The sequence below is a fragment of the Ensifer sp. 22521 genome (assembly GCF_052044795.1).
Classification (GTDB): Bacteria; Pseudomonadota; Alphaproteobacteria; order Rhizobiales; family Rhizobiaceae; genus Ensifer.
On sequence record NZ_JBQENM010000005.1, the window covers coordinates 269,452 to 282,511 of the forward strand.

Consider the following 13,060-nt stretch of genomic DNA (forward strand, 5'->3'; position numbering starts at 1 on the left):
GGCGTCGGGGGTTTTACGCCGACTTGCTGTCTGTGACCAACTCCCTGATCGTCGTCGCCAACAGCTCGGATCCGCCGGGTTGCCAGCCAAGCCGGCGCAACTTTTCGGTCGACATGACGAGATAGCCATCCGCTGAAGCGGCCTCCGGCAATGGGTGCCGAGACCCGGTCAGCGTCTGCACCACCGACAGGATTTGCCTGACATCGAGCAGCAGGTCCGAAACGTTGAAGACCTCACCGCGCACGGTGTCGCTATCCGCTTCCAGCATGAGCCGTACTGCGGCGCCGACGTCGTCGCCGTGAACTTCGGTGCCGATCCGAGGCTGGATCGGTTTTCCATCAAGATAGTTCGCAAACAGCTCGGCCCATTTGTGCTGCCTGCCAGGAGCGGCCGCGCCGTAAACGCCGGTGACGCGCAGGCTTGCCACGCTGAAATCCTCGGTCGCAAGCAGGCGTAGGTGATCTTCCACGGCGACCTTCACCGCGCCATAGAGCGTGTCCGGATCGGGTGCGAATGTCTCGTCGATGGGGCCTGGGCGCCTGCTGCCGTAGACGGCGCGGCTCGACAGGAAGACGCAGCGTTTGACGCCGGCAGCGCGAGCGGTCTCGAACAGGCGGATCGAGCCATCGATGTTCGCACGGCGAAAGCCCTCCGGATCATCGCCTTCACCGCCGCGATATTTGCCCTCGACATGGTCGAAGGCGGCATGAACAAAGCCGTCAATGCCATCGAACGCGGCGGACTGATCGCGATCCAGATCGAGGACGAGCGGAACGAAGGGGAGGTTGCGCGAGAAAAAGCTGTTATCGGGGGGATGGCGGCCGCTAACGATCACCTCGTAGCGATGGGCGATCAAATGCTCGACGATGAAGCGGCCGACGAAGCCGGTGCCGCCGGAGACCAGCACCCTGCTCATCGGTGCGCCGGATTGGGGAGGGAGGCGATCTCCGGAATGTCGTCCCCGGTCAGGTAGGCGAACCAGAGGTCGATCAGTGGCCGCAGGGCCCCGGCACGCGGATGGTCTTTTTCCCAGGGCTTTTCATACTGGTAGTGCAGCACGCCGATCGAGCGCCAGTCCCAGAGCGCGGGCATGTTGAACCAGACATATTGCAGCATGTTCATCGTCACCGGCAGGCCGTGCCAATCCGGGAAGAAGCTTTGTAGGAAGGTCTGGTCGGTGCGTGGCCAGAAGGCATCGGGTGCGTCGAGCCGGTCGAGCATCCTGTCGAATGTCGCCAACGACGGTTCGGCGACGAAGACGCCGGAATTCAGCCGGTGAAAGTCGGCGAGGCTTTCATAGACATTCGGGGCCGCGGAGAATTCCGGATAGGCAAACAGCCGGTCGATGTTGCGGAGCACAACCGCGTCGGCATCAATGAAGACGCAGCGGCAGTATTCGGTTAATTGCCAGAGCCTGAGCTTGCAGAAGTTGTCGAGCGGCGAGTGGAAGGCCGGTTTGCGGCCCTTGGTGAAGGGTGCCTTCTCATGCACGTTCCGGCGCTGATGACGCTCGTTGAAGGCATCGGAAAGCGGCAAGAGATCGGTCTCGATCAGGCGACAGCCGAACTCGGCCAGCGGCGCCAGTGCTTCGAGCGCTACGCCGCCCGTATGGAGCACGACGATATCCGCCTTGGTGCTCGTGAGCCGGATGGAGCGTGCGAGCGCGCGGGCACCGAGCGCATAGTCGGCATTAGTGACGAGCGTCACGAAGGCATGATCGGCCAAGGGTGGCGAGGAGGGGCGCAGCCCCTCCGAAGGGTCGTTTGATGTCATGAAACGGATTTCAGCCGCTTGCCCTCTGGGTCGTGGTTGATCAGCGGCGCGATGTCCTTGGTCCAGGCGGAGACGGCAGGCACGCGCGTTCTATCGACACGATAGGCGAATTTCTTCGCGACATCGACGATTTCCGACAGCAGCCCGTCCTGCAGCCGCGTCGGGTTGAGGCCGAGGCCTAAGAACTTCTCATTGTGCACGACGAGTTCGTTCTCGGCCGCTTCCTTGCGCGGGTTCGGCAGCCAGGCGATCTGCGATCCTGAAATCGCTGCGATCATCTCGGCGAGGTCGCGCACCCGGTGGGTCTCGGTCATCTGGTTGAATATCTCGACGCGGCTGCCGCGGGCGGGCGGGTTCTTCAGCGCCAGCTCGATGCAGCGGACAGAATCCTGGATGTGGATGAAGGCGCGCGTCTGGCCGCCGGTGCCATGTACCGTCAGCGGATATCCGATCGCCGCCTGAATGAGGAAACGGTTCAAGACGGTGCCATAGTCGCCGTCATAGTCGAAGCGGTTGATGAGCTGGGCGTGGCGGCGCGTCTGCTCGGTATGGGTGCCCCAGACGATGCCCTGGTGCAGGTCGGTAATCCTGAGGCCGTCGTTCTTGGCGTAGAACTGGAAGAGCAACTGATCCAGGCACTTGGTCATGTGGTAGATCGAGCCGGGATTGGACGGATAGAGAATTTCCTGGCTGACGGTCTCGCCGCCCATCGTTTCGATACCGACAGGCAGATAGCCTTCGGGGATCGCAGCACCAATGGTCGAATAGCCATAGACGCCCATGGTGCCGAGATGCACGAGATGGGCGTCGAGCCCGAGTTCGACCAGCGCGTTCAGGAGATTGTGCGTGGCGTTGACGTTGTTGTTGACCGTGTAGTTCTTGTGGCGGTCGCTCTTCATCGAATAGGGCGCGGCACGCTGCTCGGCGAAATGCACGATCGCATCAGGGCGATGCTCGGCGAGCCAATTCTTGAGGAGTTCGTAATCGCGGGCAAGATCGATGAGATTGAAATGGATGCGCCGGCCGGTTTCTGCATGCCAGATGCGGGTACGTTCCTGGATCGAATCCATCGGCGTCAGCGATTGTACGCCGAGTTCCGTATCGATCCAGCGGCGGGAGAGATTGTCGAGGATATGGACGTCGTGGCCCGTATCGGACAGGTGAAGAGCCGTAGGCCAGCCGACGAAACCGTCGCCACCGAGAATCGCAATCTTCATGCACGTTCTCCTGATCGAGGGAAGGAAGTCCGTCACGTGATAGGATAGGATTGTGACAACGCTGCAATGCTTGCAAATGGCTTTTTGTTCCTGCACAGGAAACGGGATGTACTTGCGGAGAAAAGCATGTCCCTGATTTCGCTTGCAGGCGAACTGACCGAAAACGGCCATCGGCTGATCCAGCGCGTCTATTACGAAGACACCGATTTTTCCGGCGTCGTCTATCACGCCCGCTACCTGCACTTCATGGAGCGCGCCCGCACCGATTTCCTGCGCCTGCTCGGCGTCGAACAGGCGACGCTCGCGATCGAAGGTGACAGCGAAGGTCTGGTCTTCGTCGTCCACCGCATGGAAATCGACTTCAAGCTGCCTGCGCGTATGGACGATATCCTGACGATCACCACGGTCACGGAGAAGGCCGGCGGCGCCAAGATGGTGCTGCTGCAGGAAATCCGTCGCGGCGAGCAACTGCTGATCGCCTCCAAGGTGATCATCGCCGTCATCAACGGCCAGGGCCGGCCGCGGCGGCTGCCGGAGGCGCTAGCCTACAAGTTCCATCACGCCAAGGAGAGCGCCGGCCAGCCCGGCACGTCCTCGACAAACACGGTTTAGTCGACGTCCTCGACTCCGAGCTTGTCCAGGATCTTCCTGGTCAGGGATTGCCTGACCTTCGCCAGGTCCCGCCAGGGATCTATGCCGCTTTCAATCCGTTCGAGAATGTCGGGGATCCGGAAGCCGTTGGCGGCTTCAAGCGCGGAAAGCTCGTCCCAGCTGATGGGTGTTGCCACCGGTCCGCCGGATCGTGCTCTCGTGGAATAGGGGGCGATCGCGGTCGCGCCGCGCTCGTTCCTCAGCCAGTCGATGAAGATGCGGCCCTTGCGCTTCTCCTTCGACATGGTGGCGACGAAATTGTCCGGTTCGCGCTCGGCAAAACCCTGGGCAAAGGTCTTGGCGAAGCCCTTGGCTTCTGGCCAGGTGGCCCGCGCTACCAATGGCACGATGACATGGACGCCCTTGCCGCCCGTGACCATCGGTATCGATTTCAGCCCGATCTCGTCGAGCGCGTCGTGCAGCGCCACGGCCGCCGTCTTGACCACCGCGAAGTCGAGGCCTTCATCGGGGTCGAGGTCGAAGATCAGCCGATCGGGGGTCTCAAGCTTGTCGAAGCGCGAGCCCCAGATGTGGAACTCCAGCGTGCCCATCTGCACGGCAGCGACCACTCCTTTGGCGTCGCGCACATACATGTAGTTCTCGGTCTCGCCGGAGCTCTCCGTGACGGGAACTTCCTTGATCTCGTCCGGGAAGCCTTCACTCGCATGCTTCTGGTAAAAACGTGGTCCCTTGACGCCTTGCGGGGCGCGGACAAGCGACAGCAGATGCTCGACGGCGTATGGCAACATCCGATCCGCGACGACGGCATAGTAGCGGGCGAGATCGAGTTTGCTGATGCTCTGACCTTCGAACAGGATCCGCTCCGGATGGGTGATCCGCACGCCGAGGACCGTTTCCTCTGCTGCGCTCGAGCTATCTTTCGTGCTCGACGCCTTCGCGGCTTTCACCTGGGATTTGCCCCGGGACTTCGTTGCCGGTTTCGGCGTTTCGGGTGTCACGGCACTTGCCTCCTTGCGCTTCCGTTGCCCCTCGGAAATCGTCCTGGTCGAGAGTGTGGGCGATTTGCTCTGTTTCGTCGACGGCGGATCGACTGCGCCGGCCCTGAGGTTCTCTGATGTGCTCCTGTTGGAAGCCCAGACATGTTTCTTCCGTTCGCCTTCTCCCGCGGCGATCTCGTCCATGGTCCGGCCGGTGGTGACGCTCGTCTGATGATCCTCCAAGAGAATTTCGCCATCTTCGGTGGCGATGTCGTCACCCTCCTTGATGAGCAGCCAGTTTTCGCGCTTCTCGCCCGGACGTGGCCGCATGCGGACCAGCGCCCAACTACCTTGCAGGCGCTCACCGTGCAGATGAAACGTCAGCTTGCCTTCGCGCAATCCTTCATCCGGATCGTTTTCCGGCTCCCACCAGCCGGTGTCCCACAACATGACGGTGCCGCCGCCGTATTGCTTCTCGGGGATCGTTCCTTCGAAGTCGCCGTAGGCAAGCGGATGGTCTTCAGTTCGAACGGCGAGACGTTTGTCCTGCGGGTTGAGGCTGGGCCCGCGGGTGACGGCCCAGCTTTTCAGCACGCCGTCCCATTCCAGGCGGAAATCGTAATGCAGGCGCGTCGCGTCATGTTCCTGCACCAGGAAGCGCTTGCGGTTCGACCGGCTGCGGCTGCGGCTGCCTTTGGGCTCGCGGGTCTCCTTGAAATCGCGGCGCTTGTTGTATTCGGCGAGCGGATCACGGCGTGCAGCCATTACCCGCCTCCACTCAATCGTCGGAGGGTTGGCGTCCCATCAGGGGATTCAGCCGGTCGGGTCTCGTGGGCGAGGGCCCGTTCGATGTGGGCGATATCCTCGCTTGTGACAACCGGAACTGGATCGGAGATGATTGCCTGAAGGACATCGGACGACAGAACGCCGTGGGCAAGCGCGTCCTCCAACGCCGCGCGGGTTTCGCGCTCGGCCTTGAGTTGGGCGTAAAGCGCCAGGATCAGCCGGTCCCGTGGATCAAAATGCGGTGAGGAGGGCCGTTTGTCGCGCTGTCGTGTCGTCTGCTGAGCCATGGCGAAGAAACGTGCCCGGCGAACGTAAGTTCCGGCGGCCAGGTGATACTGCAAAGACACAGTTCGGTAACGGTTGCTTAACCATAATGGTGTCTTAATCACTGCATCAGGATTTGTGCAGTGCACGTCATCCTTTGACCAAAATTGACGGCAAGAAGGCAACCTAAGGCTAATAAAGGTCGCGATGGTGCGATCTACGGCGGTGCCGGGCATTCTTGCAAACAGGACGTTTGGGCTACCCGGTCACGAGCATGAGCAGCTCTTGCCGGGTGTTTGGATTCGGGGACTGAAGACGATGGAACAGGTTGGATTGGCCGCTGCGACGCACGATGTGACCCTCTGGTCGCTGTTCATGCAGGCGGGCTTTGTCGTGAAGCTGGTCATGCTGGGGCTGATTGCCGCCTCGGTCTGGACCTGGGCGATCGTCGTCGACAAGACGCTGAACTACGGCCGTGTGCGCCGTCAGCTCGATAGCTTCGAGCAGGTGTTCTGGTCCGGACAGTCGCTGGAAGAGCTCTACCGCACGCTTGCCGACCGGCAGACCGCCGGCATGGGGGCGATCTTCGTTTCCGCCATGCGCGAATGGAAGAAGAGCTTCGAACGCGGCGCCCGCTCGCCGATCGGCCTGCAGATGCGTATCGACCGCGCCATGGACGTGACGCTTTCACGGGAATCGGAATCGCTCGAAGCCCGCCTCGGCTCGCTCGCGACGATCGGTTCGGCCGCACCCTTCATCGGCCTCTTCGGTACGGTCGTCGGTATCATGACCTCGTTCCAGGCGATCGCCGGTTCGAAGTCGACCAACCTTGCGGTCGTGGCGCCCGGTATCGCCGAAGCGCTGCTCGCCACCGCAATCGGCCTTCTCGCCGCTATCCCGGCGGTTATCGCCTACAACAAGTTTTCGGCCGACGCCGGCAAGCTCTCGGCGCGCATGGAAGCTTTTGCCGACGAGTTCTCCGCCATCCTGTCGCGGCAGATCGACGAGAAGCTGCAGAGCCCGCGTCAGGCCGCGCAATAATCGCCAGAGAGCACGGAGACCACGCTGATGGGTATGTCGGTTGGCGGAGCCAAAGGTTCGGGCGGCGGTCGTCGTCGCCGCGGCGGCAAGAAAGCGATCATGAGCGAAATCAACGTCACGCCCTTCGTGGACGTGATGCTGGTGCTGCTCATCATCTTCATGGTGGCAGCACCGATGATGACGGTCGGCGTGCCGATCGACCTGCCGGAAACGCAGGCCAAGGCGCTCAACTCCGATACGCAGCCGATCACCGTTTCGGTCAATCCGGCCGGCGAGATCTTCCTGCAGGAAACGCCGATCGCGATCGAAGAGGTCGTGCCGAAGCTCGAGGCGATTGCCACCACCGGTTACAACGAACGCATCTATGTTCGTGGCGACACCAATGCCGACTACGGCACGGTGATGAAGGTCATGGCACGCATCTCGGCGGCCGGGTTCAAGAACCTCGGCCTCGTGACGCTGCAAGAACAGGAAAAGTGATCGTCCACGATGAAGGGCAGTCTCGCTACATCTGCTGTCCTCCACGCCATGGTCTTGACCTGGGCGCTGGTGTCGCTTGGCAGCCCGGCTGACTTCCAGGTCGCCGACGTCGAGGCTCTGCCTGTCGACATCGTTCCCTATTCGGAAATGACGCAGGTCCAGCAGGGCGACAAGAAGGCACCGAAGAAGGAGACGTCTTCGCCGGTGCCGACCAAGCGTCCGGAAACGAACCAGCCCGCCGAAAACGTCGGCGACAACGACACGGACCTGAAGACGCCGCCGACGCCGAACGCCAAGCCGTCGAAGAGCGAAGCCACGGCCTCTCCGGAAAAGAACGAAAAGCCCGAGCCGACGCCCGATCCGGTCGAGCAGGAAATCAAGAAGGTCGAGGAGAGCAAGCCCGCCTCCGAACCGGCGACCGAAGTGGCGGCGCTGCCTGAACCGAAACAGGAAGTGAAGCCGGAAACGAAGCCGGATCCGGCGCCCGCCGAAGAAAAGCCGGCCGAGAACCCGGAAGCAGAAGCCTTGCCTGAGAAGGTGCCGACGCCGGCTGCAAAGCCGAAGGTCGAGAAGCCGGCCCAGAGCGCAAAGACGCCCGAGCGCAAGGACGAGCAGACGCCGAAGGAACAGAAGAAGCAGGCCTCCACCGAGGAAAGCAAGTTCAACGCCGACGAGATTGCAGCCCTTCTCAACCGGCAGGATCCGTCCGCCGGTGGCAAAAAGCGCTCGACGCAAGAGGCGGCGCTCGGCGGCAAGAAGACCGTCGGCGTGGGCCTCAGCGCCAACGAGATCGACGGCGTGAAGGGCCAGATCCAGAGCAATTGGGCGCTGACCGCCGGCTTGACTGGTGTCGCGGAGGTTCGCGTCACGATCCGCGTACAGCTGGATCCGGCCGGCAACATCGTCGGCGAGCCTGAGGTCACTGCAACTGGCGGGCCTGAGGGTACGCGCCGCGCTGTTGAAAGCAGCACCATGCGCGCGCTCCGTCGCTCAGCTCCGCTACAAAACCTGCCGCCCGAAAAATATGAAGGCGAAAAAGGATGGAATACCCTCGTGCTGAATTTCGACCCCTCGGAATTCGCGCTTTAACGCTGCCGGGATTGGAACCCATGCCGGATAGCAAACCAACCCTGCAAACCCTTCATACTAAGCTGAAAGGCTTGTCTCTATGATCAAGGTCTCTCTTTTCCGTGCCCTGATGGTGGCTGCGGGCATGTTGGTCGCCGTCGTGGCGGCAGCGCCCGCAAACGCGGAAGTTGTCATCGACATCAACAAGGGCAAGGTCGAGCCCCTGCCGATCGCGGTTACCGACTTCCTTCAGGGTGAACTCGGCCAGAAGATCTCCGACGTTGTCGCAGCCGACCTCAAGCGGTCCGGCCTATTCGCACCGATCAACAAGGGCGCCTTCATCGAGAAGATCAGCAATCCTGACGCCACGCCGCGCTTCGAGGACTGGAAGGTCATCAATGCGCAGGCGCTTGTCACCGGCCGCGTGACGCAGGAAGGTGACGGCAGGCTGAAGGCCGAGTTCCGCCTGTGGGATACGTTCGGTAGCAAGCAGATGACCGGCCAGCAGTTCTTCACCCAGCCGGAAAACTGGCGCCGCGTCGCCCACATCATCGCCGACGCCATCTATGAGAGCGTCACCGGTGAAAAGGGCTATTTCGACACGCGCATCGTCTATGTCGCCGAAAGCGGCCCGAAGACGGCGCGCAAGCGTCAGCTGGCGATCATGGACCAGGACGGTTTCAATGCCCGCGCTCTCACCAATTCCAACGACATCGTTCTGACGCCGCGCTTCTCGCCGAACCGCCAGGAAGTCACCTACATGTCGTTCGAAAACCAGCAGCCGCGCGTCTACCTGCTGCAGCTCGAGACCGGACAGCGTGAAGTCGTCGGCAACTTCCCCGGCATGACGTTTTCGCCGCGCTTCTCGCCTGATGGCCAGCGCGTGATCATGAGCCTTCAGCAGGACAGCAACGCCAACATCTATACGATGGACCTGCGCTCGCGCACGACGACACGCCTAACCAACACGGCCGCGATCGACACGGCACCGTCCTATTCGCCTGACGGCAGCCAGATCGCTTTTGAGAGCGATCGTGGCGGCGGCCAGCAGATCTACGTGATGGGTGCCGACGGCTCGGGCCAGCGCCGTATCTCCTTCGGAGACGGTCGCTATTCGACGCCGGTCTGGTCGCCGCGCGGGGACCTCATCGCCTTCACCAAGCAGTCGGGCGGCAAGTTCTCGATCGGCGTGATGAAGCCCGACGGTTCGGGCGAACGCATCCTGACCACCGGCTTCCACAACGAGGGGCCGACCTGGGCGCCGAACGGCCGCGTGCTGATGTTCTTCCGTCAGGGCGCCGGTGCCGGCGGACCGCAGCTCTATTCGATCGATATTTCCGGCTACAACGAGCAGCCGATCCAGACGCAGGGCTTCGCATCCGACCCGGCCTGGTCGCCGCTGCTTGAGTAGATCACGGTGAGGAGCGGGATGCGGGCGGAAAACCGCACACACTTTTCCTCATCCCGCTCCGGTCTGACCCGTTTTGCTGCGGGAAAATGTGGCAGCGATGCCGCTTTCTCGCCGCAAAGTGCTGGTCTAGCAGGCGCCGAGCTAAAATTATCGATTTGTTAACCATAACTGTTGAAAAGCGATTAACCGCTTCCGGTTACAGTCTGGCAACCGTGAATTCAGACACTTCCCAAGGAGACCGGCGCATGAGCCGAATTGACACCCCGGCCGTAGGCCGCATGCAGACCATCGCTCGCAACCCGGTCATGATCGCCCTGGTCATGACGCTTGCTATCGCTGGCTGTGCATCGAAGAAGAACATGCCGAACAATGCCAACGAGCTCGGCCTCGGCGGCGCGGGCGCCGCAACGCCGGGTTCGCAGCAGGACTTCACCGTCAATGTCGGCGACCGCATCTTCTTCGACACCGACTCCACCTCGATCCGTGCCGACGCGCAGCAGACGCTCGCCCGCCAGGCTCAGTGGCTCGCCAAGTACCCGAACTACGCAATCACGATCGAAGGCCATGCCGACGAACGCGGCACGCGCGAATACAACCTTGCGCTCGGCGCCCGCCGTGCGGCCTCCACGCGCGACTACCTCGTCAGCCAGGGTGTTCCGGCAAACCGCATGAAGACGATCTCCTACGGCAAGGAAAAGCCGGTTGCCGTCTGCGACGACATCTCGTGCTGGTCGCAGAACCGCCGCGCGGTTACCGTCCTCGGTGGCGCTGGCATGTAATCTCACGGCCGAGCCTGGCTCGGTCGGGTAGCATGACGTGTTCGGGGGAATGCCCGTGTTCCAGGGAACACACCGTGTTCCTAAGATCACAGACTTCTAAATTAAAAGGGCGGCTCTCAGCCGCCCTTTGCTTTTTTACCACACTTTGGCCGAACTCCGTTGCTTTTTCAGGGCAATTGGAAAACTGTGCGGCAATCACCCAGTTGACTCGGCGAGATGTATTGCGGGCCCCTGGTCAAGGGTGGGACAACCGGTATTCGAACAGGACAAATGAAATGAAGAAATTTGTCGTGGCGGGGCTGATCGGTCTTGCGGCCCTTGCGGGCCTGGGCCAGACGGCGAACGCCATGCCGCTTTCAGGGCTGCTGGCCCGAACGACTGAAACTCAAGCCGGCGCGCAGAACCTGCCCGTGGTGAAGGTGCAGTCGGCCGAGACCGCACGGCTTGGCCAGCTTGAGGAACAGATCCGCTCGCTCAACGGGCGTATCGAGGAAATGAGCTTCCAGCTGCTGCAGATGCAAGAGCAGATCCGGAAGTTCCAGGAGGACAACGAGTTCCGCTTCCAGGACCTGGAAAGCGGCAAGGCCTCCCCGAAGAAGAGCGGCGCATTGCAGACGCCGAAGACCAGCGATCAGGCGTCCGTCACCCCCGGGGTGACGGATAGCCAGACGATGGCACCGGCAGGCGGCGGCAGCGACATGGCTGCCGCCGGTCTTCCTCCGGCTGGTAGCCAGGGTTCCAATGGCGCGGCTGCGCCGACCACGCTTGGCCAGATCGTCTTCGACCAGAGCGGCAATCCGGTTTCGGCGACGACCGATGCTCAGCCTGGCGCGAACGCAACGCCTCCGGGTGTCGAAGCCGGTGCGGGCCTGCCCGCCGACGATGGTGGCCTGAACGCTAACCCGGGCAATCAGCAGACCGCCTCGCTCGACAATCCCGGCGATCTCTACCAGTCGGCCTACGGCCACGTTCTCTCCGGTGACTACAGCATGGCGGAACAGGAATTCGGCGACTATCTGGCCGCGTTCCCGCAGGGCGACAAGGCGGCCGATGCCAGCTTCTGGCTGGGCGAGGCGCAATATTCGCAGGGCAAATACAGTGACGCGGCCAAGACCTTCCTGAACGCGCACCAGGCCCACGGCAAGTCGCCGAAGGCGCCGGAGATGCTGCTGAAGCTCGGCATGTCGCTCGGTGCGCTCGACAACAAGGAAACGGCCTGCGCCACGCTGCGCGAGGTCAACAAGCGCTACCCGAAGGCTTCGCCGGCGGTAAAGGCAAAGGTGACGAGCGAGCAGAGCCGTTTTGGCTGCTGAGGCCCACCCGCCACTGGCCGTTGTCGAAACGGCAAAACGATTTCTTGCCTCCTTCGATAGACCAGCACGTATTCTCGTGGCCGTCTCCGGCGGCAGCGACTCGAAAGGACTGCTTCTCGCTCTCAACGAGGCGATCGAGGCAACCAAGCCCACACAGTTTTCCCTGGCCGCCTGCACGGTCGATCATGCGCTGAGGCCGGAATCGGCCGAAGAGGCGCGCGGTGTTGCGGCGTTCTGCGAGAGCCTGGGCGTACCGCATATCATCACCCGATGGGACGGGCCAAAGCCCAAGACCGGCATTCAGGCAGCGGCGCGCGAGGCGCGCTATGCATTGCTGGCCGACGCTGCGCAGCGCTTCGAAGCGTCCTCAATCGTCACCGGTCACACGCTCGACGACCAGCGAGAGACGATCCTGATGCGCGCACAGCGCGGGGAGGGACCCGGTGCCGCGGGCATGGCGGAGGCCACGCTCTATGACCGGCGCATCTGGGTGCTGCGACCGTTCCTCGCGGTCGACCGCACAGCCATTCGCGCCTTTCTCACCGACCGCAAAGTCGGCTGGTTCGATGATCCGAGCAACCTGAACACGCGCTTCGAGCGGGTACGTGCGCGGGCCGCGTTGGCATCTTCGCTGGAGACCGGTGCCGGCGCCTGGGACGCCCGGTCCCGGGCGCGATCGTCGGCAGCTGCCGCCGCCCTGCTCGAACGGGACGTGCGGGTGCATGCGGGGTTGGTCGCGGAAATCCCTTCGTCGATGGCCGGCCAATGCCGCGACATCGATTGGCAACGGGCGCTGCTTGCGCTGGCGACCGTCCTCGGCGGCCGTGCACATCTGCCTGCGGCCGTGACCGTGGAACGGCTGGTAGATTTCCTGGAGCAAGGGACACCGGGCCGGCTGACCGCGGGACGCGTCGTCTTCGACCGGCGCTCGACCGGGCTCTATCTCTATCGCGAGGCGCGCGGTATCGAGGATCTGACGGTGCAGGCTGGGCAAACCGGCGTCTGGGATGACCGCTTTCTGATCCGCAATGCTGGCGACGGTCCTCTTGCGCTGACCGTGGAAGGTGGTCACGGACCACAACAACAGAGACTTATTGCCGCAGGCCTGCCACCGGGCGTTGCCGGTCGTGTGTCGTTGTCGGCGCCCCGCATCGTGTCCGACGACGTCAAAAATGTCGCATCTGCCACAATCGAACCGAGGATCGGCCTCTACGACACCTTTTTGCCGAGTTTCGACAGGATCATGGCGGACAGGATCGCGGGATTGTTCGGACGAGAGCGTTATCTTCCGCCACCGGTTCACGATCTATTGACAGAAATGGAACGGTAGAAGCCGGTT

General features: G+C 62.4%; 13 protein-coding genes. 8 read left to right on the forward strand and 5 right to left on the reverse strand.

The genetic code is table 11. The features are described 5' to 3' along the window. Positions 1-13: 13 nt before the first annotated feature. The 3 genes from ACTJKE_RS09190 to ACTJKE_RS09200 are packed head-to-tail and all read right to left on the reverse strand — an operon-like array spanning position 14 to position 2,990. Positions 14-916 carry an NAD-dependent epimerase/dehydratase family protein gene (locus ACTJKE_RS09190; protein WP_057254688.1) on the reverse strand — a complete coding sequence of 301 codons (903 nt, stop codon included), beginning with the start codon at positions 914-916 and terminating at the stop codon, positions 14-16. Next, complete coding sequence (locus tag ACTJKE_RS09195; protein ID WP_057254689.1) at positions 913-1,773, reverse strand: glycosyltransferase; 861 nt, start codon at positions 1,771-1,773, stop codon at positions 913-915. The genes ACTJKE_RS09190 and ACTJKE_RS09195 overlap by 4 nt, the downstream gene beginning before the upstream one ends. Continuing rightward, a complete protein-coding gene (locus ACTJKE_RS09200; RefSeq protein WP_058321039.1) occupies positions 1,770-2,990 on the reverse strand; it encodes an NAD-dependent epimerase/dehydratase family protein in 1,221 nt (406 codons plus the stop codon). The genes ACTJKE_RS09195 and ACTJKE_RS09200 overlap by 4 nt, the downstream gene beginning before the upstream one ends. A gap of 126 nt (positions 2,991-3,116) precedes the next feature. On the opposite strand from ACTJKE_RS09200, the gene ybgC reads away from it, so the two are divergent. Next, positions 3,117-3,602, forward strand: a complete 486-nt coding sequence (gene ybgC, locus ACTJKE_RS09205) for a tol-pal system-associated acyl-CoA thioesterase (RefSeq protein ID WP_058321040.1) — start codon at positions 3,117-3,119, stop codon at positions 3,600-3,602. On the opposite strand, the gene ligD is transcribed toward ybgC, so the two are convergent. Further along, positions 3,599-5,344, reverse strand: coding sequence for a non-homologous end-joining DNA ligase (gene ligD, locus ACTJKE_RS09210; RefSeq protein WP_058325887.1), 1,746 nt, complete (start codon positions 5,342-5,344; stop codon positions 3,599-3,601). The genes ybgC and ligD overlap by 4 nt on opposite strands. After that, on the reverse strand, positions 5,344-5,652 hold the full coding sequence (locus ACTJKE_RS09215) for a hypothetical protein (protein WP_058321042.1): 309 nt from the start codon (positions 5,650-5,652) through the stop codon (positions 5,344-5,346). Before ACTJKE_RS09215 ends, ligD begins: the two co-directional genes overlap by 1 nt. A gap of 295 nt (positions 5,653-5,947) precedes the next feature. Between ACTJKE_RS09215 and tolQ the strand changes: the two genes are divergently transcribed. The 7 genes from tolQ to tilS all read left to right on the forward strand — a co-directional run bounded on the left by tolQ (position 5,948) and on the right by tilS (position 13,051). Beyond that, positions 5,948-6,670 carry a protein TolQ gene (tolQ, locus tag ACTJKE_RS09220; protein ID WP_057254694.1) on the forward strand — a complete coding sequence of 241 codons (723 nt, stop codon included), beginning with the start codon at positions 5,948-5,950 and terminating at the stop codon, positions 6,668-6,670. A gap of 27 nt (positions 6,671-6,697) precedes the next feature. Further along, positions 6,698-7,150, forward strand: a complete 453-nt coding sequence (gene tolR / locus ACTJKE_RS09225) for a protein TolR (protein ID WP_025424730.1) — start codon at positions 6,698-6,700, stop codon at positions 7,148-7,150. Positions 7,151-7,159: 9 nt separating this feature from the next. After that, the gene (locus ACTJKE_RS09230; RefSeq protein WP_058325885.1) at positions 7,160-8,239 is read left to right on the forward strand and encodes a hypothetical protein; all 1,080 of its coding nucleotides are present in this window, start codon (positions 7,160-7,162) and stop codon (positions 8,237-8,239) included. Between the two features lie 79 nt (positions 8,240-8,318). After that, positions 8,319-9,629 carry a Tol-Pal system beta propeller repeat protein TolB gene (tolB, locus tag ACTJKE_RS09235; RefSeq protein WP_113513243.1) on the forward strand — a complete coding sequence of 437 codons (1,311 nt, stop codon included), beginning with the start codon at positions 8,319-8,321 and terminating at the stop codon, positions 9,627-9,629. A gap of 245 nt (positions 9,630-9,874) precedes the next feature. Continuing rightward, positions 9,875-10,408 carry a peptidoglycan-associated lipoprotein Pal gene (pal, locus tag ACTJKE_RS09240; protein WP_057254697.1) on the forward strand — a complete coding sequence of 178 codons (534 nt, stop codon included), beginning with the start codon at positions 9,875-9,877 and terminating at the stop codon, positions 10,406-10,408. A gap of 275 nt (positions 10,409-10,683) precedes the next feature. Continuing rightward, the gene (gene ybgF / locus ACTJKE_RS09245) at positions 10,684-11,721 is read left to right on the forward strand and encodes a tol-pal system protein YbgF (RefSeq protein WP_058325883.1); all 1,038 of its coding nucleotides are present in this window, start codon (positions 10,684-10,686) and stop codon (positions 11,719-11,721) included. Continuing rightward, complete coding sequence (gene tilS / locus ACTJKE_RS09250) at positions 11,711-13,051, forward strand: tRNA lysidine(34) synthetase TilS (RefSeq protein ID WP_058325882.1); 1,341 nt, start codon at positions 11,711-11,713, stop codon at positions 13,049-13,051. The genes ybgF and tilS overlap by 11 nt, the downstream gene beginning before the upstream one ends. The last annotated feature ends 9 nt before the right edge of the window (positions 13,052-13,060 follow it).

Coding starts and splice junctions, on each gene's coding strand:
- ACTJKE_RS09195 (WP_057254689.1), bottom strand. CDS start 1,773: ATGACATCAAACGACCCTTCGGAGGGGCTGCGCCCCTCCTCGCCACCC.
- ligD (WP_058325887.1), bottom strand. CDS start 5,344: ATGGCTGCACGCCGTGATCCGCTCGCCGAATACAACAAGCGCCGCGAT.
- ACTJKE_RS09230 (WP_058325885.1), top strand. CDS start 7,160: ATGAAGGGCAGTCTCGCTACATCTGCTGTCCTCCACGCCATGGTCTTG.
- ACTJKE_RS09215 (WP_058321042.1), bottom strand. CDS start 5,652: ATGGCTCAGCAGACGACACGACAGCGCGACAAACGGCCCTCCTCACCG.
- pal (WP_057254697.1), top strand. CDS start 9,875: ATGAGCCGAATTGACACCCCGGCCGTAGGCCGCATGCAGACCATCGCT.
- ybgC (WP_058321040.1), top strand. CDS start 3,117: ATGTCCCTGATTTCGCTTGCAGGCGAACTGACCGAAAACGGCCATCGG.
- tolB (WP_113513243.1), top strand. CDS start 8,319: ATGATCAAGGTCTCTCTTTTCCGTGCCCTGATGGTGGCTGCGGGCATG.
- tolQ (WP_057254694.1), top strand. CDS start 5,948: ATGGAACAGGTTGGATTGGCCGCTGCGACGCACGATGTGACCCTCTGG.
- tolR (WP_025424730.1), top strand. CDS start 6,698: ATGGGTATGTCGGTTGGCGGAGCCAAAGGTTCGGGCGGCGGTCGTCGT.
- ybgF (WP_058325883.1), top strand. CDS start 10,684: ATGAAGAAATTTGTCGTGGCGGGGCTGATCGGTCTTGCGGCCCTTGCG.
- ACTJKE_RS09190 (WP_057254688.1), bottom strand. CDS start 916: ATGAGCAGGGTGCTGGTCTCCGGCGGCACCGGCTTCGTCGGCCGCTTC.
- ACTJKE_RS09200 (WP_058321039.1), bottom strand. CDS start 2,990: ATGAAGATTGCGATTCTCGGTGGCGACGGTTTCGTCGGCTGGCCTACG.